Source organism: Roseospira navarrensis (genome assembly GCF_009601025.1).
In the GTDB taxonomy this organism is placed as follows: domain Bacteria; phylum Pseudomonadota; class Alphaproteobacteria; order Rhodospirillales; family Rhodospirillaceae; genus Rhodospira; species Rhodospira navarrensis.
The window spans coordinates 59,619-83,680 of the sequence record NZ_WIVE01000010.1; the positions used below are offsets into that span (position 1 = coordinate 59,619).

Annotated in this window: 23 protein-coding genes; 3 read left to right on the forward strand and 20 right to left on the reverse strand. The window is 67.7% G+C overall.

Annotated elements, in window-relative coordinates:
• Positions 1-35: 35 nt before the first annotated feature.
• From tssL to GHC57_RS05380, 13 genes are all read right to left on the reverse strand, one after another.
• Positions 36-1,574 carry a type VI secretion system protein TssL, long form gene (gene tssL, locus GHC57_RS05320; RefSeq protein WP_153341930.1) on the reverse strand — a complete coding sequence of 513 codons (1,539 nt, stop codon included), beginning with the start codon at positions 1,572-1,574 and terminating at the stop codon, positions 36-38.
• Positions 1,575-1,619: 45 nt separating this feature from the next.
• Positions 1,620-2,954, reverse strand: a complete 1,335-nt coding sequence (gene tssK / locus GHC57_RS05325; RefSeq protein ID WP_153341932.1) for a type VI secretion system baseplate subunit TssK — start codon at positions 2,952-2,954, stop codon at positions 1,620-1,622.
• 34 nt (positions 2,955-2,988) lie between these two features.
• A complete protein-coding gene (gene tssJ / locus GHC57_RS05330) occupies positions 2,989-3,519 on the reverse strand; it encodes a type VI secretion system lipoprotein TssJ (RefSeq protein ID WP_153341934.1) in 531 nt (176 codons plus the stop codon).
• 72 nt (positions 3,520-3,591) lie between these two features.
• Positions 3,592-5,352, reverse strand: a complete 1,761-nt coding sequence (gene tagH, locus GHC57_RS05335; RefSeq protein WP_153341936.1) for a type VI secretion system-associated FHA domain protein TagH — start codon at positions 5,350-5,352, stop codon at positions 3,592-3,594.
• 41 nt (positions 5,353-5,393) lie between these two features.
• A complete protein-coding gene (locus GHC57_RS05340) occupies positions 5,394-6,080 on the reverse strand; it encodes a DUF6931 family protein (protein WP_153341938.1) in 687 nt (228 codons plus the stop codon).
• A 67-nt stretch (positions 6,081-6,147) separates the two neighbouring features.
• On the reverse strand, positions 6,148-8,079 hold the full coding sequence (locus tag GHC57_RS05345) for a type VI secretion system Vgr family protein (RefSeq protein ID WP_153341940.1): 1,932 nt from the start codon (positions 8,077-8,079) through the stop codon (positions 6,148-6,150).
• A 115-nt stretch (positions 8,080-8,194) separates the two neighbouring features.
• Positions 8,195-8,668 (reverse strand): Hcp family type VI secretion system effector, encoded by a 474-nt coding sequence (locus GHC57_RS05350; protein ID WP_153341942.1) that lies wholly within the window; start codon positions 8,666-8,668, stop codon positions 8,195-8,197.
• Positions 8,669-8,842: 174 nt separating this feature from the next.
• Entirely contained in the window at positions 8,843-11,575 is a 2,733-nt protein-coding gene (gene tssH, locus GHC57_RS05355; RefSeq protein WP_153341944.1) for a type VI secretion system ATPase TssH, read from the reverse strand.
• A 236-nt stretch (positions 11,576-11,811) separates the two neighbouring features.
• Entirely contained in the window at positions 11,812-12,303 is a 492-nt protein-coding gene (locus GHC57_RS05360) for a hypothetical protein (protein ID WP_153341947.1), read from the reverse strand.
• 94 nt (positions 12,304-12,397) lie between these two features.
• On the reverse strand, positions 12,398-13,645 hold the full coding sequence (locus tag GHC57_RS05365; protein ID WP_153341949.1) for an NAD(P)/FAD-dependent oxidoreductase: 1,248 nt from the start codon (positions 13,643-13,645) through the stop codon (positions 12,398-12,400).
• The gene (locus GHC57_RS05370; protein ID WP_153341951.1) at positions 13,642-14,166 is read right to left on the reverse strand and encodes an invasion associated locus B family protein; all 525 of its coding nucleotides are present in this window, start codon (positions 14,164-14,166) and stop codon (positions 13,642-13,644) included. Before GHC57_RS05370 ends, GHC57_RS05365 begins: the two co-directional genes overlap by 4 nt.
• A 234-nt stretch (positions 14,167-14,400) precedes the next feature.
• Positions 14,401-15,021, reverse strand: a complete 621-nt coding sequence (locus GHC57_RS05375; RefSeq protein ID WP_153341985.1) for an RNA methyltransferase — start codon at positions 15,019-15,021, stop codon at positions 14,401-14,403.
• A 49-nt stretch (positions 15,022-15,070) separates the two neighbouring features.
• Complete coding sequence (locus tag GHC57_RS05380) at positions 15,071-15,691, reverse strand: LysE family translocator (protein WP_153341953.1); 621 nt, start codon at positions 15,689-15,691, stop codon at positions 15,071-15,073.
• Positions 15,692-16,047: 356 nt separating this feature from the next.
• Here GHC57_RS05380 and GHC57_RS05385 point away from each other — a divergent pair, with 356 nt between their 5' ends.
• Complete coding sequence (locus GHC57_RS05385) at positions 16,048-16,305, forward strand: YjhX family toxin (protein WP_153341955.1); 258 nt, start codon at positions 16,048-16,050, stop codon at positions 16,303-16,305.
• 70 nt (positions 16,306-16,375) lie between these two features.
• Positions 16,376-16,951, forward strand: a complete 576-nt coding sequence (locus GHC57_RS05390) for a GNAT family N-acetyltransferase (RefSeq protein ID WP_153341957.1) — start codon at positions 16,376-16,378, stop codon at positions 16,949-16,951.
• Positions 16,952-16,969: 18 nt separating this feature from the next.
• Here GHC57_RS05390 and GHC57_RS05395 read toward each other — a convergent pair whose 3' ends face one another.
• The 7 genes from GHC57_RS05395 to GHC57_RS05425 form a co-directional block, all read right to left on the reverse strand.
• Complete coding sequence (locus GHC57_RS05395; protein WP_153341959.1) at positions 16,970-17,203, reverse strand: ribbon-helix-helix domain-containing protein; 234 nt, start codon at positions 17,201-17,203, stop codon at positions 16,970-16,972.
• Positions 17,200-17,622 (reverse strand): PIN domain-containing protein, encoded by a 423-nt coding sequence (locus GHC57_RS05400; protein WP_153341961.1) that lies wholly within the window; start codon positions 17,620-17,622, stop codon positions 17,200-17,202. Before GHC57_RS05400 ends, GHC57_RS05395 begins: the two co-directional genes overlap by 4 nt.
• A 118-nt stretch (positions 17,623-17,740) precedes the next feature.
• Positions 17,741-19,573: a translational GTPase TypA gene (gene typA / locus GHC57_RS05405; protein ID WP_153341963.1), complete on the reverse strand. Its 1,833-nt coding sequence runs from the start codon at positions 19,571-19,573 to the stop codon at positions 17,741-17,743.
• A gap of 310 nt (positions 19,574-19,883) precedes the next feature.
• Positions 19,884-20,021: a hypothetical protein gene (locus GHC57_RS05410; RefSeq protein ID WP_153341965.1), complete on the reverse strand. Its 138-nt coding sequence runs from the start codon at positions 20,019-20,021 to the stop codon at positions 19,884-19,886.
• Between the two features lie 285 nt (positions 20,022-20,306).
• A complete protein-coding gene (locus GHC57_RS05415) occupies positions 20,307-21,350 on the reverse strand; it encodes an ATP-binding protein (RefSeq protein ID WP_153341967.1) in 1,044 nt (347 codons plus the stop codon).
• A gap of 870 nt (positions 21,351-22,220) precedes the next feature.
• Positions 22,221-22,556, reverse strand: coding sequence for a hypothetical protein (locus tag GHC57_RS05420; protein WP_153341969.1), 336 nt, complete (start codon positions 22,554-22,556; stop codon positions 22,221-22,223).
• A gap of 333 nt (positions 22,557-22,889) precedes the next feature.
• On the reverse strand, positions 22,890-23,465 hold the full coding sequence (locus tag GHC57_RS05425; RefSeq protein ID WP_153341971.1) for a recombinase family protein: 576 nt from the start codon (positions 23,463-23,465) through the stop codon (positions 22,890-22,892).
• Positions 23,466-23,773: 308 nt separating this feature from the next.
• Here GHC57_RS05425 and GHC57_RS05430 point away from each other — a divergent pair, with 308 nt between their 5' ends.
• Positions 23,774-24,001, forward strand: coding sequence for a DUF3102 domain-containing protein (locus GHC57_RS05430; RefSeq protein WP_153341973.1), 228 nt, complete (start codon positions 23,774-23,776; stop codon positions 23,999-24,001).
• Positions 24,002-24,062: the final 61 nt, after the last annotated feature.

Below are 24,062 nucleotides of genomic sequence, written 5' to 3' on the forward strand. Positions count from 1 at the left end.
GCGGGACGAGGCGCGGCCACGCGGAACGCGGCCGCTCACTGCCCCTGCTTGACCAGGATGATGTCGGTGCGGCGGTTGGCCTCGCGGCCCGCCGCGGTGGCGTTGTCGGCGATGGGTTCGGTGGCGGCCTTGCCCTCGACGGTCAGGCGCGACGGATCGTCCAGATACGGTTCGATCTTGGCCCGCACGGCCTCGGCCCGGGCCAGCGACAGATCGAAGTTGGAGGGGAACCGCACCGTCCGGATGGGAATGGAGTCGGTGTGCCCCTGGATCACCACCGTGCCCTGTTCATCGTTCAGGGCCTCGCCGACGCGCTGGATCACCGCGGTGAAACGGTCGCTGACGGTATCCGAGCCGGACTCGAACATGCCGCGCGCCCGCAGCCGGACGGTGATGGCCTGCGGGTCGTCCAGCACGGTCACCAGACCCTCGTCGATCTCGGGTTCCAGGAAGCCGGAGACGCGCTCGCCCTGGGTCACCACGTCTTCCGGCGGCGGCGGCGGGGGCGGCGGCGGCGGGGCCTCGTACTCGATCACGATGGCCCCCCGGGGCGGCAGCCCGGCATAGGACGCATACAACTCGTCACTGTCCGCGTTCAACCACCAGGCGAATCCGATGAACATCAGCACCAGCAGCGCGGCCGTGGCGCTGGCGATCACCCACACGGGGATGAGCGACGAAATGGGGCGGTAGCCCGCATCCTCGCCCTTCCAGTGCGGGGACAGTTCTTCCGGCACCTCGCCCCGGATGTCCGCCAACAGGCGGTACAGGCCGTCGCGGGTGCGCCGGTGCTCGCTGCGGCCCCGGTCGAGCACGCGCATCTTGCCCTCGAACCCGAGCGAGAGGCACAGGTAGAACAGTTCCAGCACCCGCCCGTTGCGGCCCGGGTTCTCGGTGATGCGCTTGAGCAGGTTGTAGAACCGCTCGCCGCCGTAGGCCTCGTTGTGGAGGCACACGGTCATGCCTTCGCGCGACCAGATGGAGCCCGACCCCCACGGCGTGTTCAGCACCACGTCGTCCATGGTCGCCGCCAGGGCGTAGCTTGCCGTGCGGTGCTGGTCCTCCGGCAGGTCGGTCTTCTTGAGACGCCGATTGAAGCCCGCGAACTCGTCCAGAACCCGGTCGCGCAGGGCATCCGGATCCCGGTGGGTGCCGCCCAGGCGCAGGCGGGCGATCAGGCTGAGCAGCGGCGCGGCGGCGGCCACGACCGGATTGTGGCGCGAGCGTTCGGCCAGGGTGGCGGAAATGTCGCCGACGCCGCCCCCGCCCACATCCGGCGCCTCGCGCCGGCCCCCCGATCCGCCCCGAGGGGCCGACGGCGCCGGGCGCTCGCGCTCCGACGAGCCGGAGGACGGCACATAGGTGGCCTCGCCGTCGTCGAACGGCGAGGGGCCGCCTCCTCCGCCGCCTCCGCCGCCTCCGCCGCTCGCGCCCCCGCGCTGGGGCCGCGCGGTCGGCGGCTGCGTGGTGCCGCGATTGCCGCCCCCGCCGCGCCGGCCCGGGGTCGGCCGGATCACCGTGCGGTCGATGTCGCCCGGTTCGCTGAACGGATCGAGGTTGTCGTCATCGGCCATCGCTGTCCGTCCCTCCCCTGTGCCCGCCGGATCGGGGCCCGCCTGTTACTGCCGGATCGCCCAGAGTTCCATGTCCACGTTCGGGAAGTCACCGCCGATGTGGATGCCCATGCCGCCCGAGTTGGAGAGCCGGCGCCAGAAGTCACCGCTCTTGTCCAGTTCGAAGTAGACGTAGTCGGCATGGTAGGGAATCTGGCGCGGGGCCACGGCCAGCGGGCGCGCGTCGATGCCGGGCAGCGCCGAGTTGACGAGTTGGCGGATGTCCTCCACCGGGCCGATCTTGACCTGATGGGGGAAGTGTCGGCGCAGCACCTCGGTGGAGACCTCGGCCCGCACGGCGAGCACGAAGACCGCCTGATGGAGAAGGCTGCGGTCGGTGATCGACCACACCAGCACCCCGGACTTGGTGGTCCGCAGTTCCAGTTGGGTCGCGGTCTGTTCCAGCACCGCGCTCAGCGACATGCGCAGGTCGGCGATCACGGGCGTGAAGGAGCCCTGAAGGTCGTCGTGCTGGTACGGCGGGAAGCGCGCCGGCCGCCGGGATTCGGCGGCGAACGTGGACAACTCGCCGGCCATCTCCAGGCACAGGGCGTAAAACCGCTCGGGATGGACATCGCCGCCCGTGGACCAGTGCGCCAGCAGGGGTTCATAGCGGTTGGTGGCCTGCAACAGCAGGAAGTCCGCGATCTCCGCGACCCCCTTGGTGCCCGACTGTCCCAGGCGCGCCGCCAGGGCCTCGCCCCGGTGATGCAGCAGGCCCTGCAGCTCGGTCAGGAACCCGAACAGCGGCCGGGCGGCGCGGCAGACCAGCGTCGGGGGGATGTAGGCCGGGTCCAGGCGAATGCGGCCGTTGGCATCCACCTCGACGATGCGGGCCAGGCCGAGGCTGGCATACCCGGCGCGGTCCTCGCCCTCCAGCTTGTACCGCAGGCGCTGGCGGGCCACCTGGACGTCGGCGGTGACATCGGACCCGGCGATGGTGTCCAGCGCCTCGTAGTCCGCCGCCATGTAGCGCGCGGTCGCCTCCCCCCGGCTGTCCATCGCCACCTCGGACAGGCCGGGACGGCGCAGCGGCAGGGTCAGGAACACCTCGGCGCCGCGCGCCCCCTCGGTCAGTTCCAGGGGCGGCGGCGCGTCCGCCTCGTCCGGGATGGCGAACGGCGTGCCGTCGGGCAGGACCCCCCGGCACTCGGTCACCGCGAACTTGCCCGTCTCCAGAAGCTCCGCGTCCACGGACAGCGCGCTGATGCCCCACGGATGGGGCGTCATGTCCATGGTGCGGTCGTGGATCAGGCTTTCGATCGCTCGGTCGGCCTGCTGGAAATGCTGCGCCCGCAGGAACATGCCCTCGGACCAGACGACCCTGTTACGCCATCCCATGCCTGAACCCCATCCTGCGCCCCCCTGCTGCTCCCTACCGCGCCGCCATGGCCGGAGCCGGCCCGGGCGCGGCCGCCGACGGGCCCTGCAGGCCCATGGTCACGCCATTGGCGCCCAGCATCACGTTGAAGCCTGTGGTCTGGTTGGGCGGAAAGCCCCCGACCGCGCGCCAGTTGACGCCGTCCAGCGATCGGTAGGCGGTCACCACCCCCACATGAGTCACGCCGGGGTCCGGGGACTTCATCACGGTCTGCTGCTGCATCGGGCGGAGGGTCACCACCTCGTGCTGCGCCAGTTCCGGCCCCAGGGCGGCCGACGGCTGCCCGGTCAGCGCGAAAAAGTCGGCGTTCTGGAAGTCCTGCGACCCCCGCAGCCAGTACACATGGATCTGGGCCGGAGACGCCCGCCCCGACGGATCGGGATTGATGCCGCCATCCGCCATGAGGGTCAGTTGAACCTGGGTCGGCGGCGGCGGGGGCGGCGGCGCGCAGGCGGCGATCCCTGCGACAAGACCGGCGGCCAGGGCGGCCGTGACGGCGCGGCGGGTGCAAGCGGGAACGGTCATGGCATGTCTCCAACCCAGTGGCGCGGTCGTTCTTGCGACCCCGGGAAACTGTACACGAACACCCCAGCGGGGCTACAGGTCTTTCACCAGCTTTTCGTAGGCCTTCCGGAACTCACGGTTGAACCGGCTGTCGAAGTCCTCGGCCGCTTCGTCCGCAAGCTCCCTGTAGTGACTTTCGTACAGCTCCCACAACTTTGCCTTGCGACCGCCGGACAGCAGGCCGCCGAGTCCACCCTGGCGCCCCTCCAGCCGGCTTTCCAGCGCGGCCGGATCGAACGCGGACAAGACCGCCCGGATGGCGGCGCTGGAGCCGGCCATGGTGGCGATCTCGTGGCCGCGCAGGTCCCGGAACGCCTCCTGAGCGGCGGCCTTGCCGTCCATGTAGGCGCCGGCGGGCGGGGCCAGCAGGCGCTCCAACGCCTCCTGCGCATTGACAGAGAACTTGAGCGCGTTGTTGCCCTTGGCGCGGATCATGGTCTGCTCGGCCCGCATCTCGCTCTTGAGCGTGGCCCGGGCCGCCAGCAGGTCGCGCACGCCGTCGGTCATCACGGCCAGCAGCGCGCCGGCGGTTTCGAACAGGGCCTCGGGGGACTGACCGTGTGGCAGCGCGGGAAGATCGGCGCCGCGCAAAAAGGCATCCACGAGGGCCTGGGCGCCGGCCGTGTCCACCGCCCCGGTGGCGGCGGACGCCGGGGCCGGCGGCTTCGGGGGGCTTTGCGGGGCGGTGGGGCGCGGCCCGGTGGGGGGCGGCGTGCCGGCCGCCTCCCCGGGGGGCGGCGTGGGCGGACTCGGCCGCAAGCCGCCGAACGGGCCGGCGGCCGTCCCCGGGTCGTCGCCATCGGCGAAGGGATCAGCGCCCGATGCCGGCGTGGCGGGCGTGGGACGCGCAGGGGGCGCAGAGGGCGCAGCGCGCGCCGGCGGGGCCTCGGCCTTGCCCGCATCGCGGTCTGGGCGCGCCGGCGGCGCATCCCCGCCCAACGGATCGGCGCCCAGCAGCGCGTCCAGATCGTCCGGGTCGTCCGGTGCCCCGCCGTTGGTCTCGGCGGGGGGCGGTTCGGCGGGAGGCGGCTCGGCGGGGGGAGGCGCCTGCGGGCGGCGCCCGAACGCCCCACCGCCGGAGTCGGCCGGGTCTCTGTCCGGCCCGGCCTTGCGTCCGGACCCGCCGCCCGGGGTCAGCGGCGCATCGCCGAGCAGGGCGTCCAGGTCGGCATCCCAGTCGTCGCCCAGCACCTTCGGCGCCGGCTGATGCTGCACCCGCTGGATGGGCATGCTGTCCCGCTCGGACGGAATGTGATCCGACGGCGTGGCCGGCGCCCGCGGCCGCCTGGCCGGCCGGATGGGATCGTCGTTCCAGTCCGACTGGTCGTCCAGGGGCGACAGGTCGTCGGTGTCGCTTCCGATGTCCCGGTCGGCGGTCGGATCATGGCCGTAATAGGTCTTGTCCTCGAACTCGGGCCAGGCCGAACGGTCGCGCTGATAATCCACCACGTCCGATCGCTCGACGTCGTCGTCGATGGTGGCCCGCAGTTCATAGGCCCCCAGGCGCAGCACGTCGCCCTGGTTCAGCACCACCGTGCTGCCACGTCCGATCGGCTGGTCGGCGCTGTTGACGAAGACCCCGTTGGTGCTGGTGTCCGTCACCACGAAAGCGTCGCCGGTGTAGGCGATCTCGCAGTGCTGTTTCGAAAGATGGCGCTCCGGATCGGCCAGGATCCAGTCGTTGTCCGGGCCGCGCCCGACGGTGAGCGCCCCGCTTTCCAGGGTCCGGGTCTCGCCGCGCGGCGTTCCGCCGGTCGGCGAGACGGCAAGAACAAGGGACAGCTTCGCTCCCATGGATGCTCCCGTTGCCTCCGTGCGCCGGGGGGTGTTGCGGGTCAGCGCCCCGGGGCCGGTGGTCCGGTCGCGCCGTCCTCCAGGGCCCCGGTTCCGCCCCGCGCGATGTCGCGGCCCTGCGCCAGATAGCGCCGGTACCGCTCGGGGGCCGTCACCGGATCACGCATGACGGCGGACAGCACCACGGCGTGACCCACCACGCTCGCCGTCAGGCTCTCTTCCGGCGGGACCGCCTGAACCTCGGCCGTCACCTCGGGCGGCACCAGCGTTCCACCGCTCCAGGCGGCGGCCAGCGCCGCCAGCGCCGCCGGACTGTCCGCGCGGACCCCCTGGGCTGCACGGTAACAGGCGATGCGCCGTTCCTCCACCGGCTTGTAGACCCAGGCTTCCGCCGCCTCCAGGCAGTCGGACGACCCGGCCGGCACGTCGGCGGGCGCGGCCAGCCCCGCGACCAGACCCATGGCGTGGCGGGCGGCGAGGCAGGCCCACCACACCGCCTCCCGCTTGGGCAGGGCGAAGGCGAGCAGGCGCACGGCCTCCACCGGCCGGTCCGCGCGGGCGAGGTCCTCGATCACGGATTCGGGCGGCGCCTCGGCCAACGAGTCGGCGGCCTCGCCCAGGATATCGGTGGCCGTGTCCGGCGGCATGCCGAGGTCCGCCACGCGGGTGGCCTTCACCTTGCGCCAGCGTGCCGGATCCGCCCCGTCGGCCTCAGTCTCGCCGGCCATCGCCGCTCCCCGCTCGTTGCCCCGTCATCGCACCGTCTTCACCCAGTCTGGGCCCCGGACCGCCCGGTCAGTTGATCATGATGATGCCGCCCTTCAGGGTCAGCATGGCATCGCCCTTGACCGTGGTCATCATGCCTTTGACCTCGGTCGTGATCTGGCCCTGAATGCTGATCTGCATGCCCTTGATGGTCACGCCCATCTGGGTGAGTTCCACCGAGCTTTGCCCGACCTTCAGCAGGATCTTCTGCATGGCCTCCAGCTCGCTCTTGCCGAGGCGCACGTCGGTCCGCTGGTTGCCCATCTTGACGTCGAGGGTCTCGTTGCCCATCCCGATGGTGACCTTGCGGTTGCCCTGATCGATGTCGATCGTCTCGTTGCCGGTCTTGACGGTTTCCGTGCGGTGACGCTCGATCTCGATGGTCTGGTCACGGCCCACTTCAAGCGTGTCGTCGTTCTCCACCACCCGGTCCATGTCCTTCTCGGCGTGGACATAGACCTGCTCCGAGCCCATCTTGTCCTCGAAGCGGATCTCGTTGAAGTTGTCGGCGCCGCCGCCCATTGAACTGCGGGTCTTGAACCCGCTCTGGGTCTTGTTGCCGGGCAGGCTGTACGGGACGGTGTTCTCGGCGTTGTAGACATAGCCCGTGATGATGGGCCGGTCGGCGTCGCCCTCGAAGAAATCGACGATCACTTCCATGCCGATGCGCGGAATGAAGATGCCGCCCCAGTTCTTGCCGGCCCAGGGCTGGGAGACGCGCACCCAGCACGAGCTTTTCTCGTCGTCCTGGCCCTCGCGGTCCCAATGGAACTGGATCTTCACGCGGCCGTATTCGTCGGTGTAGATCTCCTCGCCCGACGGCCCGACCACCACGGCGGTCTGCGGCCCGGCGATGACCGGCTTGTGGACCGGGCGATCCGGGCGGTAGACCACATCGGCGGGCACGCACAGAAAGCTGTTCTCGTACTCGGGCGGGTCGGCCTGCCCGGAAATGTGGGTGTAGTCGCGCGCCCGATGGATGACCCGGATCAGGGCGTGGGGCTCGTTCTTCTCGCCCTCCACCTCGTGTTCGGTCAGCGTGAACTTGGCGCCGGCATAGAAGCCCGGGCAGAAACTGTCGCCCTCGATCAGGCTGAAGTCGCGCTCCATCAACTCCATGCGCTTGCGGGTCAGGGCATCGCCGCGCCCCTTCTCGTAGTAGCGGCCCGGGTAATCGTAGACCTCCCACTTGTCCATCCCGGGAATATTCTTGATGGTGGTGGTCGTGGTCGTCAGATCCGTCGTGGGCTTGATGAAGTCGTAGTCGCGCTGCGTCCACTTGCCGGTGATGAAGTTGTCGACCGGCTCCCAGCGCGTGATGATGTCCACCATCGTCTTCTGGGCCCGGAACGCAATCGCGTCGTCGAAGGTGTCCCCATAGCCGTTGGCGCTGTCGCCCACGACCATGGTGTTGCCGCTCTCTTCATGCTTGAAATAATAATACAAGCCCTCCTCGGCCATGAGGCGGGTGACGAAGTCATAATCCGTTTCGCGGTATTGAACACAGTATTTGCGAGCCGGCGGAGAACTCTTGACGCCGCCGAAATCGAAATCGGTAAACCCGTGATCCTGGAAGATCGATTCGATGATCTGAATCGCGGTCTTGTCCTGGAACACGCGGCTGTCGCTGGTCAGGGTCAGGAACCACAGCCAGGGCCGGATCTCCAGGTTGTAGTAGCGATAATTGCGCGTGTACATCGGCCCGGCCCCGAAGCGGGTGACGAGCCCGGAGAAATAGCGCGGGGTTTCCGAATCGGGGCGCTGGACGATGCCGGTGACCCGCTTGCCCAGGATCTCCTTGGCCTCCACATCCACACGCGGCGAGAGCATCTCGAACTGGAAGCTGAACAGGTCGGAGACCCCCTCCTCGCCGTCCAGGCGGGTGAGGATCATGACATCCTTGCCCAGCGGCGTCCGCAGCCGCAGATACCGTTCGCCTTCGTCGATCCGTAGTTCGCTCATGCGCCTGTCCAGTGCCTCGGGTCCGATGCGCCCCCCACCCGGGGCAGCGCGTCAGGCGCCCCGGGCGGCAATCCGCCGGACATGACGTCCGGCGGTCCGCCCGGGGGCTCCGACATCAGCCGCCCTTGGTCGTGGCCATGTCGTACCAGGCGCTGGAGGGCGTGCCCTTGCCCTTCTCATCGTAGGCGATGTGCTTGTATTCCATCTTGGTGAAGTTGAACGACACCGACTCCACCGGACGATCGCCGCCGGTGGACATGCTGTAGGCGCTCACCAGCGTGTTGTAGAGCTTGTACTCGGCGTAGGTGCGGCCCGGCTTGCCGGTCGAGACCAGATGGATCAGGCAGTCCTTGCCCTCGTTGCCCGTGCAGGCGTCCTGGAACAGGGACACCGAGGCGACGTCCATGGTCTGCGTGATGGTGACTTCCGAAATCTGCGGCTCGGACGCTTCGCGGTTCTGAGCCGAGCCCGACGGCGTCGCGATCGCGCGGCCCACACCCCACTGCAGGCTGGCCACGTCGAGCCAGTCCTTGTGATCCTGTTGGGTAGCGTTGCCCTTGATGTTGCCCAGTTTCACGTAAATTGCCATGACCCAGCTCCCTGATGATGTTGTCGTAACCGAAGGGACTTTTAGGTGAGACGGAAAACCGCCTGGGTAGGAACCTTGCTCCCAACGCTGGAAGCACCCGCCGCCCCGATCCGCCGCCCGACCCCGGCGACGCCCCTTGCGGGGATGGTGCGGCCTGCCCGGCCGGGGACGCCCTCAGGCATCCACCGAACACAGGATCGTGTCGCCCTCTCCGGCGCGCAGGCTGGCGCGGGTGACCGGCTCGCCGTTCGCCATCCGGGTCAGGATGCGGGCGGCCAGATCGGGCAGAACATTGCGGGTCAGGATGCGGTCGATCACGCGGGCCCCGGACTCCACCTCCGTGGCGCGCTCGGCGATCAGGTCGATCACGGCGTCGTCCACCTCCAGTTCGGCCTTGTAGGCATCGCGCACGCGATCCTTCACCCGTCCCACCTGCAACCGCACGATCCCCTTGATGATCTCGGTCGGCAGCGGGAAGTAGGGTACCACGGTCAGACGGCCAAGGAAGGCCGGTTTGAACACCTTGAGCAACTCGGGCCGCAACGCGTCGTAGAGACCGTCCGCGTCGGGCATCGTCTCGGGATCGTCGCACAGGGCGTGGATGGTGTCGGTGCCCGCGTTCGAGGTCATGATGATGACCGTGTTCTTGAAGTCGATGTCGCGGCCTTCGCCGTCCTTCAGCATGCCCTTGTCGAACACCTGATAGAAGATGTCCTGCACGCCGGGGTGCGCCTTTTCCATCTCGTCGAGCAGCACGACCGAATAGGGCTTGCGGCGCACCGCCTCGGTCAGCACACCGCCCTCGCCGTAGCCCACGTAGCCCGGGGGCGAGCCCATCAGGAGCGAGACCTTGTGCTCCTCCTTGAACTCGGACATGTTGATGACGGTCATGTTCTGCTCGCCGCCGTAGAGCAACTCGGCCAGCGTGAGCGCGGTCTCGGTCTTGCCGACGCCGCTGGTGCCCACCAGCATGAACACCGCCAGGGGCTTGCGCGGATCGGACAGCCGGGCGCGGCCGGACATGACGGCCTCGGACACCACTTCCAGCGCCGTGTCCTGACCCAGGATGCGTTTGCCCATCTCCTCGCGCAGATTGAGGATGGTGTTGATCTCGTTGGAGACCATGCGCCCCACCGGAATGCCGGTCCAGGCGCCGACCACGGCCGCGATGGCCTGACCATCCACCACCGCCTGCAACAGGGGATCCTCGCCCTGCAGCGTCCGCAACTCGGCCGCCTTGGCGTCCAGTTCGGACCGCCAGCCGGCCACCTCCTCCGCGGAGGGCGGGGCCGCCGGTGTATCGCCGCCCGGCAGGACGGCCGGCTCGCTGTCCGGAGTGCTGCCCGCCCCCCCGGTCGCGCGAGCCGTGCCATGGGCGGCCTCAAGCTGGCCGCGCAGGGTGCGGATCTCGCCCACCAGCGTCAGTTCGGCCTGCCAGCGCTCTTCCAGCGCCGCCAGTTCCGCCGCGCAGGTTTCCCGCTCGGCTGTCATCTCGGCCGCATCGGTCGCGCGCCCGGCCTCGACCTGGGCCTCGCGCTCGGCGATCCCGATGGCGGTGTCCAGGCTCTCGATCCGACGGCGCAGGTCCTCCACCTGGGGCGGGGTGGCGTGCTGGCTGAGCGAGACCCGCGCGCAGGCGGTGTCCAGCAGGCTGACGGACTTGTCGGGCAGTTGACGACCGGAGATGTAGCGGTGCGACAGCCGGACCGACTCCACCACGGCCTCGTCCAGGATGCGGACGCCGTGGTGCTGCTCCAGCGTGGCCACCAGACCGCGCATCATCTGCACGGCGACGGGTTCGCTCGGCTCCTCGACCTTGACCACCTGGAACCGCCGGGCCAGCGCCGCGTCGCGCTCGAAGTACTTCTTGTATTCCGCCCAGGTCGTGGCCGCGATGGTCTTCAGCTCGCCACGCGCCAAGGCCGGTTTCAGCAGGTTGGCGGCGTCGCCCTGCCCCGCCGAGCCGCCCGCCCCGATCAGGGTGTGGGCCTCGTCGATGAACAGGATGATGGGCTGCGGCGAGGCGCGGACCTCCTCGATCACCGACTTCAGCCGGTTCTCGAACTCGCCCCGCATGCCGGCCCCGGCCTGCAAGAGCCCCAGGTCCAGCGTGCGGATCACGCACGGCTTGATCGACGGCGGTACATCGCCGGCCGCCACCCGCAGCGCGAAGCCCTCAACCACGGCCGTTTTGCCGACGCCGGCCTCGCCGGTCATGATCGGGTTGTTCTGGCGCCGCCGGGTCAGGATGTCGATGATCTGGCGGATTTCCTGGTCGCGGCCCAGCACCGGGTCGATGGCTCCGTCCCGGGCGCGCTGGGTCAGATCGATGGTGAACTGGTCGAGCGCGCCGCCCTTCTGGGCCCCACCGGCGCCCGTGGCGGCCGGCGCCCCCGCGCCGCCCCCACCGCCGGCCGCGCCCTGCTGATCCTCGCCGGTGCCGGCGATCACATCCGGCAGGGTGTTGGCCAGGGACTCCACCGAGACCTTGCGCAGCGGCGGCACCGAGCCCAGCACCGTGGCCGACAGGGTGTCGCGTTCCAGCACCGCCAGCAGCACGTGCCCGGTGCGCACCTGTGACGCGCCGTAGCGCAGCGAGGCCAGGTTCCAGGCCTCGCGCGCGGCCTCGATGATCTGCGGCGAGAGGCCCGGCGTGCGCGCGTTGCCCGTCTTCAGGCCATCCACAGCCTTGGTCAGCGCCGCCGACACCTCACCCGGTTCGATCTCGTACGTCCGCAGGATGGCGGCGATGTCGCCCCCCGGGTCCTCCGCCATCCGCTGGAGCCAGTGCTCGATTTCCACGTTGAAGTGGGTGCGGGACACGGCCGAGGCCACGGCCTCTTCAAGGGCGCGGCGCGCCTGCGGATGAAGCTTTGCGAGCAGGGCGTTCAGATCGACTGCCGACATGGCGCGGTCCCTCTTGTGGCTGACCGTGTGTGGCCGCGGGGTTGCATTTCCAGGCAAGCAGGACACGGGACGCCGCATGACTGCGGCCCAAGAGCCAGACCCGAGCGCGGCCCCCCAACCCTACTCGTGAACTCGGATATTCGCACAAACGGAACGGAACTTCGAGCAGAACTGTACAAACGATCTTTTCGACCCCAAGGCGAGCCCGGCCGATGGTCGGGATCCGGCCGCGCGCCCTACCCCCCGGACGCGGCCGGCAGCGGCCGGCAGCCATGACGCACGACACCCAGACCGGGCACGGGCGCCTCGATGACCACATCCCCGTCAGGCGGCAGAAGCTGCCAGACGGGCTCCAGAATGAACGGACAATGCAGCGCGAACCAGTCCGACCGGAGGCCCGACGCCATCCGCTCCAGATCCTTGGCCCATCGCGGATCGATCGTCAATCGCACAACGATGACCGGCGCCCGGTCCAGAACCTCGGCGATCTCCGCCACCGAACAGACCGGCGCGCCAGGTTCCAGATAGTGCGATCGGGCCCAGGCCAGGGCCGACGACGGCGACCCGCCGGACGCGCCCGGTTCGGCCGACGCCGCCCCGACGCCGAACAACACGGACAGCACGGACAGCACGGACAACAGGGCCAGACTCAGGCGGGCGACACCCGGACGACCGGACCCGACCGGGCGCGGCCACGGGGCAACGGGTGATGGATCCGGGATTGGCATGGCGTCCCCCCACGCAGGCCCCCGTTTGGGCCTCAGCGATCAGGGTAGCGGAGAGTCGCGCGTGTGGGGAGTCCGGTGAACCGGGTCGATCCGCTCAGCGATCGGCGCGGTAGGGTGTGAGGTCCAGGTTCGGCGTCCGCCCGGAGAGCAGGCCCGCCACCAGCCGCCCCGTGGCCGGCCCCGCCGTCAGGCCCACATGCTGATGCCCGTAGGCCGCGATGACCCGCCGGCTGCCCGGCAGCGCCCCGATCACCGGCAGGCTGTCGCTGGTGGTGGGGCGGGGCCCCATCCAGGGAGTCGCGGTCTCGTGGCGCAGGTCCGGGAACAGCTCGCAGACCCCCCGCGTGAGCACGCCCTCCGGCGCGCGTGACGGCGGCGCGTTCAGGTGCGCGAACTCGGCCAGCCCGGCCAGGCGGACCCGCCCCGCCATGGGGACCAGCACCATCATGCGTTCGGCATCCATCAGCGGATGACGCGGGCCGCCCTGGGCCTGGGCCAGATCCACGTGATAGCCGCGCTCCGCCGCCAGCGGCACCGTGGCCCCCAGCGGCGCGGCCAGCCGATGCGACCACGCGCCGGCCGCCAGCACCACATGCCCGGCGCGCAGATCCGCGCCCTCGGTGCGCAACGTCACCCCGGTGTCGTCCGGCACCAGCGCGGTGACAGCGGCCCGCTCCAGGCGGCCGCCGGCGGCGCGGAAGGCGTCGGCCAGCGCGGAAACATAGGCCCCCGGGTCGGCGATGACGGCGTGTCCAGGCATGGCGGCCCCGAACCGGCGGGCGTCGGACAGGCCGGGCTCGCGCGCGCGCAGCGCCTCGCCCTCCAGCTCGGTCCAGGCGATCCCCATGGCCCGCCGCGTGTCCCAGGTCAGGCGGTCGGCCAGAAAGGCGCGGCGGTCGCGGTAGAGGTAGAGATAGTCGGTGGGTCGGATGTACCGGGCGGCCGGCGTGTCCGCCGCCAGCGCCTGGTGCTGGTCCACGCTGTCCAGCAGCAGCGGCGCCAGGGCCCGCACCGCCGCCTCGACGCGGGCCGGCGCGGCACTCGCGATGAAGCGGCGCATCCAGGGCAACAGCCCCGGCAGGGACGCCGGCCGCAGGAACAGCGGTCCGTCGCGGGACAGCAGCATCCCCGGGGCGCCGCGCCACAAGCCCGGCTTCGCCACCGGCAGCAGGGCACAGCGGGCCAGGATCCCGCCGTTGCCGAACGAGGCCCCGGCCGCCGGTCCCTCCCGATCGATCAGGACCACGTCATGCCCCAGCCGTCGCAGATGCAGCGCGGCGGCGACCCCGACGATGCCCGCCCCGACGACGGCAATGGTCGCCGATGCGGGCGCCCCGGTCATGGGCAGGCGCTCGAAATGGCCGAATGCGCGTTGGTGAAGCCCATCAGGGAGTAGCTGTCCGTGGTCAGGGTGCCGCGCGACGAAGTCCCCTTCACCACCATCTGGCTGCCGGCCTTCATGGCGTCCACCAGCTTGGCGTCGTCCTCGTCATAGGCCCAGGCGGCGTCGCCATGGGTGAACAGCGTGAAGTCGCGCCGGCCATCGACGCTGACGCTGACCTCGCTGCCGTCCTTGAACTCGTAGCCCGCGATGAAGCTCACCACGTTGCGGGCCCCCTCCGCCGGCCGATGGCTGACGATCGCGAACACCTCGTCGCGCCGGGTGTAGTTGCCCTCTTCCTCGGTCGGGCGGGTGGCCACATAGCACACCGTGTTGCCCCCCTCGTCGTGGGTATAGGCGGTCCAGTCCCGGAACTTGCCGATCGTCTTGACCTCCTGCGCCTGTGCCGGCGGCATCACCATGGCCATGGCGATTCCCGCCAGCACCGCGAGGGCGGGCAGACCGCGCGTGGATACCATCATCGCTGTCGATCCTCCTGGATGGACGGCCCCGAAGCGGTCCGCCTGACCGGCGCAGGCGGCGCGCGAGGGGAGAAAAAGTTGAACACAACCACTCATATGGACGCGGAGGCACCGGCCGTCCGGCGCCGGTTCGGGGCACGCCTCGGCCCCGCGCCGCCGCCCCCCTAGCCAGCGCGCGGACAGACTGTGCCCCGAGGCACTGCCCGGATCAACCCTTGAACATGGCGTCCGGTGCTATGCCCCGCCGGCCCCGCCCCGGGTCCGGCCATCGGTCTCCAGCGCCTCCGTCTCGGCCAGCTCGGCCAGCGGCGGCGGCGCCCGGTGCGCCTGCATGGCGCGGAACGTGGGGCCGCCGTGCACATGCGCCGGTCGCGCCTCGCGCGGCCCCCCCTCGCCCACGGGCCGGGGGGCGAACTGCCCCCGGCTGATGAGGCGATCATACATCACCAGGGCGCCCGCAAGACCGAGGTTGAGCGAGAACCGCGTCGGAATTTTGACGATGTGGTCGCAGCGCGCCGCCATCTCCGGGGAGAGGCCGTGGCGCTCCGCCCCCAGAACATAGGCGGCGCGCACCGGATGGCGGAAGCTGGGCAGCTCGATGGAATCCTCGAACAGTTCGATCCCCACCAGCCGGCAGCCCTCGGGCAGCACCAGCGAGGCGGCGTCGGGAAAGGTGTAGAACGGCATCTGCCCCAGGCTGTCGGATGTATCGGTGGCGTGCGCCTGCCGCCGGGCATAGCTGGCGGCGACGGTGAACACGAACCCGGCCCCGAACGCATGGGCGGAGCGGAACACCGCGCCCACGTTGTAGGGCTTGCTGATCCGCTCGACGCCGATCCCGAAATAGCCACGCATCATCCCTGCTCCAAACGATCCCTTCTCTGACGGGGCGGTTCCGGGGGCGCTACAGGCCCGCGTTGACCAGCACGGCCACGCCGAACACCGCCAGCGCCACGCCCGACCCCTGGTTCAGCCAGCGCAGCCAGCGCGGCGAGAACCGATCCCGCACGGACCCGGTCACCGCCGACAGCAGCCCCCACCACGCGGCCGACCCCACGAACACGCCCAGGATGAGCAGACCGGCGTCCATCGACATCGGATTGCGCATCTGCACCGCCGTGATGGACGCGAACACCGCCATGAAGGCCAGGATGGTCGCCGGGTTGGTCAGGGTGATGAGGAACGTGGACACGAAGTCGCGCACCAGTCCGATATGGGTGTCCGGGGTCGGCAGCATCTCCGTCCGGGCCCGGAAGGTGGCCCAGCCCAGATACAGCAGAAACACGCCACCGACCACGCTCAGCGTGGTCTCATGATTGTTCAGGAAATCGGTGACGAGGGTCAGGCCCCACGCGGCCACGGCGCCATAGAACGTGTCCGCCACGGCCGCCCCCAGGCCGGCCACGAAGGCCGCCACCCGTCCGTCCGCCAGCGCCCGCCGGATGCACAGAACGCCCACGGGTCCCACTGGCGCGGCGATGGCGAAACCGATGATGATGCCCTTGATGAGCGGCGGAAAATCCATGGACCTGCGAAAATCGGGAGCGGGCAAACGGGCGGGGCGGGCCGCCATCATCGCCACCTTGGCCGACGGACGCAAGGTTGACGCTTGGGATCGATTGACGGGCGGTCGGCGTGGGCCTATCCTTGCGCGCGTTGCGGGTTTGGGCCCGCGCCCGCCGACCGGGGCCGAAACGGTGAAATACGATGCCCCGCGGCCTTTTCTTCTGGGACGGTTTTATGTTGGAGCGTGTTGCGCGCCACTGAGTCCCGCGCTGCGGCGTGGTGACTCCCGTTTGAACCGAGACCCCCGTGTCCGGGCCTGAGGGCTGGGCATGAACGGTCTTGTGTGTCTGGCGCACACTCCACGAGTCCCCGTCCATGAATATCTCGAAAGTCGAGCAGCGCGTCCTGCACGTGCTGGCTCAGGGCGGCTGCATCCGTCACGACCGCGACGACCGCGGCCGGATCATCGCCGTCACCTGTTTCACCCGCGACGGCTACGGGCTGGCCGACTGTGACCTGCCCGTGTTCAAGCGGCTGAAGGCCCGCCGCCTGATCCACTCCACGGCTGGCCGACCCTACCGCATCTCCCGCCTGGGCCGCGCCGCCGTGCGCAGCCAGCTCGATAACCGATGAGAGGCCCGGCGCCGGACCGATACGGCTTGGCCGGGCCGGCGCCCCCTCCCCTGCTCGAAAGACAACACCCATGATGCTGAGTTTTCGCGACACCACCGCCGACGACCTCGCCGTGGTGATGGACATCCACCGGGCGGCGTTTCCCAAGGATACGGAAGCGCGCCTGACGCGGGACCTGCTGGTCGATCCCACCGCCGCCCCTCGCCTGTCCCTGCTGGCGCTGGACGGCGACGACGCCGGGGCCACGGCCCTGGGCCACATCCTGTTCACGGCCACCCATGTGGCGGACGCGCCCGGGCCGCTGCGGGCCTGCGTGCTGGCGCCCCTGGGCGTGCGGCCGGAGGCCCAGGGCCGCGGCGTCGGCGGGGCGCTCATCCGCGCCGGACTGGACCGGCTGCGCGGCGACGGGCTCGATCTGGTCGTGCTGGCCGGCCACCCGGGATACTACCCGCGCTTCGGGTTCCGGCCGGCGTTTCCCCTGGGGCTCGTGCCCCCGATCGCCTTTCCGCCGGAATACGCGGACGCCTGGATGGTCTGCATCCTGCGCCCCGACCTGCCGGCGGAGGCGATACGCGGGCACGTGACCTGGGCGGAAACCTTCAGCCGGCCGGAATACGCGCCGGATCCGCCGCCCGTCGAGGCCTAACCGGGCATCCGGGGGCGGTTACGCGCCGCCCCCGGAACCGTCCGCCCGGTCGAGCCGATCCAGAACCGACCGGGCCGCCTCCAGATCCGCCCGCCCGGCCCGCGCCCGGAATCGACTCTCGGCGTCCCAGGCCAACAGGGCCTGCCGGCTCATGTCCTCAATCAGGGCATCCATGCTGGTCCCCTTGGTCCGCGCCAGGTCTTCCAGGCGGGCCGCCATGTCCTCGGGCAAGCGGATGGTCAGCGTTGTCATAGGGAAAGCCCTCGCATGAAGTCTGGCGGCGTCAGGATCATCAGGTCTGGCCAGGATACCTCGCCACCGACGAAATCCCGGACATTCCAGGTGACGACCTTCCCAATCCCTGCGGCCAGCGCGAGTTCAACAAGGTGGTTGTCGCCCTCGTCCCGGAGGTTTGGACGCCATGCAAAATATGGGCGGCACCACCGGCCCCGTGAAGCGAGGGCGGACAAAACAATCTCCCGATCGCGCGGTGTCGCGGACCATTCGATGTCGGCCCGCGAAAGAACGGCCTCGGACTCAAGCCAGCGCGTCGTTCCAATCACAAGCCCGAAGCGGCCGTCTATCGCCAGACGCAGAACATCACGGGAAACACCGCCGCCCGACCGAAGGCCGGCAACGAGGACACTTGTATCGAGAACAACCTCTTCCATTCCTAAGAACCATAAGAGCGGTCGAGGAAGAGGGGCAAGAAGCTTGGGGCGGGGTTCGCACCGATACGCGCACCCCGCCCTGCGTGGACCGTTCAAAGGCGGTTGGTCGCCGCCAGCCTCACGCGTCCGCCTTGCGGCTGGCCTTCTTGCGCTCGTGCGGATCCAGGATCTTCTTGCGCAGGCGGATGGACGACGGCGTGACCTCCACCAGTTCGTCGTCCTGGATGTAGGCCAGCGCGTCCTCCAGGGTCATCCGGCGCGGCGGCGGCAACAGGATGGCGTCGTCCTTGCCCGAGGCGCGGACGTTGGTCAGCTTCTTGGCCTTGAGCGGGTTGATCTCCAGGTCCTGGCCCCGGTTGTGCTCGCCAATGATCATGCCCTCGTAGACCGCCTGCCCCGGCTCGATGAACTGCGGTCCCCGGTCGAGCAGGTTGAACAGGGCGTAGGCCACGGCCTCGCCGCCGGCGTTGGCGATCAGCACGCCCTCGCGCCGACCCTCGATGGGGCCCTTCCACGGCGCATAGCCATGGTACAGCCGGTTCATGATGCCGGTGCCGCGCGTGTCGGTCAGGAACTCGCCGTGGTAGCCGATCAGGCCGCGCGACGGCGCGTGGAACACGACGCGGGTCTTGCCGCCGCCGGAGGGCCGCATCTCGACCAGATCGGCCTTGCGCGCGTTCATCTTCTCGACCACGGCGCCCGAATAGTCCTCGTCCACGTCAATGTAGACCTCCTCGATCGGCTCCATCTTCTGGCCGCTCTCGTCGGTCTGGATCAGCACGCGCGGGCGCGAGATGGCCAGCTCGAAGCCCTCGCGGCGCATGGTCTCGATCAGCACGCCGAGCTGCAGCTCGCCTCGGCCGGCGACCTCGAAGGCGTCCTTCTCGGCGGTCTCGGTCACGCGGATGGCCACGTTGCCCTCGGCCTCCCGCTCCAGGCGGGCGCCGATCACGCGGCTGGTCAGCTTGCTGCCCTCGCGCCCGGCCAGCGGCCCGTCGTTGACCGAGAACGTCATGGCCAGCGTGGGCGGGTCGATGGGCTGCGCCGGCAGGGCCTCGGTGACCTCCGTCGCGCACAGGGTATCGGCCACGGTGGCTTCGGTCAGGCCGGCGATGGCGATGATGTCGCCGGCCTCGGCCTCCTCCACCGCCACACGCTCCAGCCCCCGGAAGGCCAACAGCTTGGAGGCGCGGCCCTGCTCGATCAGATCACCCGTGCGCGACAGGGCCTTGATCGGCTGGTTCAGGCGGATCCGGCCGGTCTCGATGCGGCCGGTCAGGATGCGGCCCAGGTACGGATCGGCCTCCAGCGTCGTCGCCAGCATGGAGAACGGCGCGTCCAGCACCCGCTTGGGCGGCGGCACGTGGCCCAGGATCAGGTTGAACAGCGGCTCCAGGGTCAGACCATCGGTGCCGGTCTCCACGACCTCGGGGTTGGAGGCGCACCAGCCGTCCCGGCCCGACGCATACAGCGTGGGAAAATCCAACTGGTCGTCGTCGGCGTCCAGCGCGGCGAACAGGTCGAAGACCTCGTCATGCACCGCATGGGCGCGGGCGTCGGAGCGGTCCACCTTGTTGACCACGCAGATCGGACGCAGGCCCTTTTTCAGCGCCTTGGACAGCACGAACTTGGTCTGCGGCAGCGGCCCCTCGGCGGCGTCCACCAGCAGCACCACGCCGTCCACCATGGACAGGATCCGCTCCACCTCGCCGCCGAAGTCGGCGTGGCCCGGCGTGTCCACGATGTTGATGCGGGTGCCCTGCCAGGCGACCGAGGTGCACTTGGCCAGGATGGTGATGCCGCGCTCGCGCTCCAGGTCGTTGGAGTCCATGGCGCGCTCGGCCACCTTCTGGTGCTCACGGAAGGTCCCCGACTGCTTGAGCATGGCATCGACCAGGGTCGTTTTGCCGTGGTCCACGTGGGCGATGATGGCGATGTTACGCAAGTCCATGGGGTCGGGTCCTGTCGGGCCGGCTTTGGGGCGGGCGGTGTCTGGAGGGGAAACGGTCGAGCGAGGGCATACACCAGAACCGCGCGGGCGTCACGCAAGCGTTGGCGCGACGGCGGCGGGCGCGGTTCGGGTCGGCGGCGGCGATGCGGGAAAAATGGCGCGCCCGAAGGGATGGGCCGGACAAATCGCCTAAGTACTTGATTTTGCTTCACGAACTCAGCAAAATGTAGGTCACAGCAACCTGTTGGTCACTGTGACCCACTTATCAGGAACGCTCTGATTCGTCAACAGAATCGCCTTCAACCTTCTTTCAGCGGGTCTGTTGCCGCGCCCACAGGCACCTCCCGAAGAACACCAGGGCATCCCGGATCGCCTGACTCCGGGTCGGTGCTTCGGTGGTGTCGAGGATGTACTGGAGGACCGCCTTCGAGCCGGGATCCAGCTTCACGGTCACGCTCTCCGGGTCAACTGTGGTCCGCAAGCCTGACTGATGCGGCACAGGGATGTATCGCACATCTAAAAGATCAATAAGGTTCAATGAATACTCCTTAGATGGTTCGGGGTGCCCTGCAAGCCCGTGAAATCCGGCCCTTCCGGACGCCCCATAACCCATTGATATTCAATACAGTTTCAAGTTTCACCCCATATAGAGAGATGAAATACTGAAACTCTGGATCCTATGAGAAGGGTCTCAAGACCACCCTTCGAATGTCCCAAGCCGTCCCAACGGCCACTAAAAGTCCCCTGCATCCCAATCGTCTTCGCCAACGTCATCGTCTGCAAAGCCCTTGCGGTCCTCCCGCGCATCCGCAAAGAGCTCTTTGATCTTCTCGCGGTTTACCAATCCAACATCAACGGCTTCATTCCGTCTCCGCGAGACAGACGCGGGACTGATCTTCAGAGCCTTTGCGATTTCTTTGTCCGTCGCGTACTTTCTGGATTTGACTGCATTGACATACTCTCTGACCTCGGGCTTGATGGCCTGTTCGTGCTCCCATCGACCCTCGACAAGCTGCACCTTGCGTTCCGCCACCTCATCGGTTCTCTTGGAGCGGACCTTTTCCCAGACAATCGTGAAGGCCGCAGAGCCATCCAAGGGTCGCTCCTTCGGGGCATCCAGACGGATGATGTTGTTGAAGGTTACGGACAGCTTGGAGGACCCCCGGTAGGACCCATCGCCTCCATTGGTCTTCCGGGCGTGATGTACCAGCATGACCGCGCATCTGGCCCGCTGAAGGTTCCTCATGAGGTCAATGGTGGTGTCCATCGAACTTGCGGCATTCTCATCGAGCACTGACACGAGCGTGCTGAAGTTATCGAGAATGACCAGATCGAAGCGCCCTCGCCGTGCCTCCTTCTCGATGAACTCTCGGGACCGCTCCTCATCCAGATCGATGAACCACGAGCCCGGCTCTTGATCCCTGAAGGCCAACATCTGGAGGTTCTCAAAGGCCAACCCCTTGTCGATCCCTTCGATCCCATCGGCCAACATCTCGGCACGTTCGACCAACTCGTGGAGGTCCATTTCGCCATCCACGTACAGCACCTTGCGCGGTCTGTCGGCCTTCCAGCCCATCAGCGTGCCACCCCCGGCGATCACCAGGGCCATGGACATCGCAACGAATGACTTTCCGATGCCTGTGGGCGCGTACAACATCGTTTGGTTCGCTTCGTAGAACCACTCGCCCAACATCGGGACAGGCTTCGGACCCAAGGTACTCTTGATCTCTCCAAGGCTACGCACCTTGGGCTTTTTCTTTTCTGCAATATCACTCATACAAAAAAAACCGGGATTTCTCCCGGCGCCTCCTACTCATCATCTATTGTTCTGCTGCATTTATTCCCTTGGACCAGACAAGGGGCGCTTCTGGTGCCGTACTTGATACGCTCACCTGCCTCTCGTCTGGTCCTCTGGGCGTTTCACTCTTGGTTCACTGTCGGGTTATCGCCGTGGCGGCCCGACTGATCCACTCCAAGAGCCAGGGGCGACCGAGTGACGCGCGCGAGCAGCCCACTCGACTGCGCGCCTCTGCAATGCCGCACCTGTGGACGTTTGACCTGGCGCTTGGCTAGGGCACCAACCCAACGTCCGATCCCCATTGTCCCCCGGAATTATCATCAGGGGCGCGCGGGGACCTTATCGTGCGCTATGGGACATCTGATACTGATCCGCCAGGTGCTTGAAACCGACCGGGTCGCCCGCGAACAACCGTACACCGGCTCGGATAACATTCCCGCGTTCCTTGTTGTTGGCCCATTCCCAGAACCCTTTGAGGTCAGACACACCCTGGGCCATCACGTAGGACGATGCCTGACCATCAAAGGCGTGAATGATCCCGCCAATGATCCCTTGCATCTGATCGTTGGACAGCCCTTCAGCCCGCGCCAGCCGTTGCAGTCGCTGCGGGACGCATCCCTTACCGAAACTCGTTGTTCCATTGCATCTACTCCAATTATACGAGTTCAAAGTGTTTGTTGATGATGGTACGGACAATCTGCGCCCGCGAAAAGTCAATACCCTGGGCTTTCAGATAAACGATCTCTCGATCAATCGCCTTAACCTGCTTCCCATCGAGTGTCACAGTGATCTTTGCTCCCGGTTCACTGTTCCCCCGGCGGCTCTTTTTTGGCGTTCCCAGTGTCGGCATTAGATGTACCCCTTGGCGAACCGACTGGCAGCCTCAAGCACCTCGAGGGGTTCCGCGTCGGGGAACTGCCTACGCAGTCGGTCAACCGCGTCAATCTCGGTGTTGGCGGAACGGGTCATCAACAGCCAGTGGGCCATGAACTCGACCCGTCCGTCCTTACAGGGGAACCGCCTAATAAACCCGGCGTCGGTCCCTTTGACAGTAACCGTCTTGGTTCCCCGGTGAGCGGAACTGAACGGGGTAATCCGCGTCTTGACGTATTCGCCCGTATCCTCTGATAGGACTTCTGTTTCCCATTCGATGCCAGCGTCATCGATGGATCTAAACTTCTTCATGCTGGGTGTCTCCTGTGAATTTGATTACAAGTCGGTCCTGAAGCAGTCCCTCAGGACGGCTTGAGGTCGGACATGCGGATGCACTTCGCACCCTTTCGGCATCGGAACCAAAAAGCAGGGGTCGAGGAGTGTGCGTTGCTGTGTGTTGCAAAAATACCACATCATGAGCAAAAGAACGCCGGGAGCATCCGAAGACACTCCCGGCGTTCTCAACAGATGCAACAGAAAACAAGGCTGATATAGGATACTACCACCCCAGTACTCGCAAAAACGGACCAATAGCAATCCGTTCAATAGCTACATCCAAACGGGTGCAACATGCACCCGAGAGAGTCATGCGCCCTCATTGATCCGCAGAATGGTTGCCCGCGAGGTGCTGAACTCCCGCGCAACCATGGAGACCGACGCGCCTTCATTCAGTCTCCGCCGGATCTTCTCCGCTTGGATCCAAGGGCCGCCTTTCGGTCTGCCCAGTTGTTTGCCCTCCGCCTTGGCCCGCTGAAGGCCCGCTTGGGTCCGTTCGATCAGAATGTCTCGTTCGACCTCGGCAACGGCGGCCAGCGTGGCCAGGATGATCTTACCGGCTCCGTTGGTAAGGTCAGCGTCACCGAGTTGCAGGACACGCACTCCGCAGCCCACCTCCGCGAGCCGCTTGACGGTCCCCATGATGTCCTCAGCATTGCGCCCCAGGCGGTCCAGCTTGGTGACGATCAGCCGCTTGGGCGTCCGCGTCCTCTGGATGGTGTCGAGCATCTTCAGGAACTCAGGGCGCTCGTCTGCCTTAACGGACCCGCTGATGGTCTCTTCATAGACTGTGTCCGGCACATACCCGGCGGCCTTGATCTCATGAAGCTGGTTCTCGGTGGTCTGCCCTGCGGTGGACACCCTGGCGTAAACGAACGTCTGCATGTCTGCCTCTGAGTGGTCTGAAAGGGTGTTCGTATTCGGTGTCCAGATTATGAAGTGTCCAGAACCCCGTCAACCTAATTTGTGAACATGCGATATCGTGCCTTCTCAAGCCTGTTCATATACGATCGTATGTGGACACCCTCGGGACCACCCGATGCCCGCTCCGTCTGGCCACCTGGTCCCCTGAGTGCTCCCGGCGGGTCGGTCCAAGGGTGGGCCGTCGAGGCCCCCCACCGGGGGGAACCTGACGCGCGCCCACCAAGAAACAGGCAGAGAAATCGCTGGGGGTAATTTCAGCCGCTCTCGCCGTGCCCACGCTCACCATGCTGGCCGGGGAGATCAACGACGCCCACCAGGAGGTCCAGCGTCACGCCAAGGGGATGCTGCTGGAGGCCAAGCGAGCCGGTGAGGCCCTGCTCGCGGTCAAGAAAGAGATCCCCCACGGGCAGTTCAAGGCGTGGGTCGAGGCGAACTGCTCCGTCTCCTATGACACAGCGAAAGAGTACATGCGGGTCGCAAAAGGCTGTGTAACCTGATGTCTGGAAATTTTGCACGAGGGGGCGCACCTGCATGCCCATCCGTGGGGCGCGCCCCACG

Excerpts from the sequence above, each read along its gene's own strand:
- GHC57_RS05420 (WP_153341969.1), bottom strand. The coding sequence starts at position 22,556 with ATGAAGAAGTTTAGATCCATCGATGACGCTGGCATCGAATGGGAAACA.
- GHC57_RS05340 (WP_153341938.1), bottom strand. The coding sequence starts at position 6,080 with ATGGCCGGCGAGACTGAGGCCGACGGGGCGGATCCGGCACGCTGGCGC.
- GHC57_RS05415 (WP_153341967.1), bottom strand. The coding sequence starts at position 21,350 with ATGAGTGATATTGCAGAAAAGAAAAAGCCCAAGGTGCGTAGCCTTGGA.
- GHC57_RS05360 (WP_153341947.1), bottom strand. The coding sequence starts at position 12,303 with ATGCCAATCCCGGATCCATCACCCGTTGCCCCGTGGCCGCGCCCGGTC.
- tssJ (WP_153341934.1), bottom strand. The coding sequence starts at position 3,519 with ATGACCGTTCCCGCTTGCACCCGCCGCGCCGTCACGGCCGCCCTGGCC.
- GHC57_RS05365 (WP_153341949.1), bottom strand. The coding sequence starts at position 13,645 with ATGACCGGGGCGCCCGCATCGGCGACCATTGCCGTCGTCGGGGCGGGC.
- tagH (WP_153341936.1), bottom strand. The coding sequence starts at position 5,352 with ATGGGAGCGAAGCTGTCCCTTGTTCTTGCCGTCTCGCCGACCGGCGGA.
- GHC57_RS05385 (WP_153341955.1), top strand. The coding sequence starts at position 16,048 with ATGAATATCTCGAAAGTCGAGCAGCGCGTCCTGCACGTGCTGGCTCAG.
- GHC57_RS05400 (WP_153341961.1), bottom strand. The coding sequence starts at position 17,622 with ATGGAAGAGGTTGTTCTCGATACAAGTGTCCTCGTTGCCGGCCTTCGG.
- GHC57_RS05350 (WP_153341942.1), bottom strand. The coding sequence starts at position 8,668 with ATGGCAATTTACGTGAAACTGGGCAACATCAAGGGCAACGCTACCCAA.
- tssH (WP_153341944.1), bottom strand. The coding sequence starts at position 11,575 with ATGTCGGCAGTCGATCTGAACGCCCTGCTCGCAAAGCTTCATCCGCAG.
- tssK (WP_153341932.1), bottom strand. The coding sequence starts at position 2,954 with ATGGGATGGCGTAACAGGGTCGTCTGGTCCGAGGGCATGTTCCTGCGG.
- tssL (WP_153341930.1), bottom strand. The coding sequence starts at position 1,574 with ATGGCCGATGACGACAACCTCGATCCGTTCAGCGAACCGGGCGACATC.
- GHC57_RS05390 (WP_153341957.1), top strand. The coding sequence starts at position 16,376 with ATGATGCTGAGTTTTCGCGACACCACCGCCGACGACCTCGCCGTGGTG.
- GHC57_RS05395 (WP_153341959.1), bottom strand. The coding sequence starts at position 17,203 with ATGACAACGCTGACCATCCGCTTGCCCGAGGACATGGCGGCCCGCCTG.
- GHC57_RS05425 (WP_153341971.1), bottom strand. The coding sequence starts at position 23,465 with ATGCAGACGTTCGTTTACGCCAGGGTGTCCACCGCAGGGCAGACCACC.
- typA (WP_153341963.1), bottom strand. The coding sequence starts at position 19,573 with ATGGACTTGCGTAACATCGCCATCATCGCCCACGTGGACCACGGCAAA.
- GHC57_RS05345 (WP_153341940.1), bottom strand. The coding sequence starts at position 8,079 with ATGAGCGAACTACGGATCGACGAAGGCGAACGGTATCTGCGGCTGCGG.
- GHC57_RS05380 (WP_153341953.1), bottom strand. The coding sequence starts at position 15,691 with ATGGATTTTCCGCCGCTCATCAAGGGCATCATCATCGGTTTCGCCATC.
- GHC57_RS05375 (WP_153341985.1), bottom strand. The coding sequence starts at position 15,021 with ATGCGTGGCTATTTCGGGATCGGCGTCGAGCGGATCAGCAAGCCCTAC.
- GHC57_RS05370 (WP_153341951.1), bottom strand. The coding sequence starts at position 14,166 with ATGATGGTATCCACGCGCGGTCTGCCCGCCCTCGCGGTGCTGGCGGGA.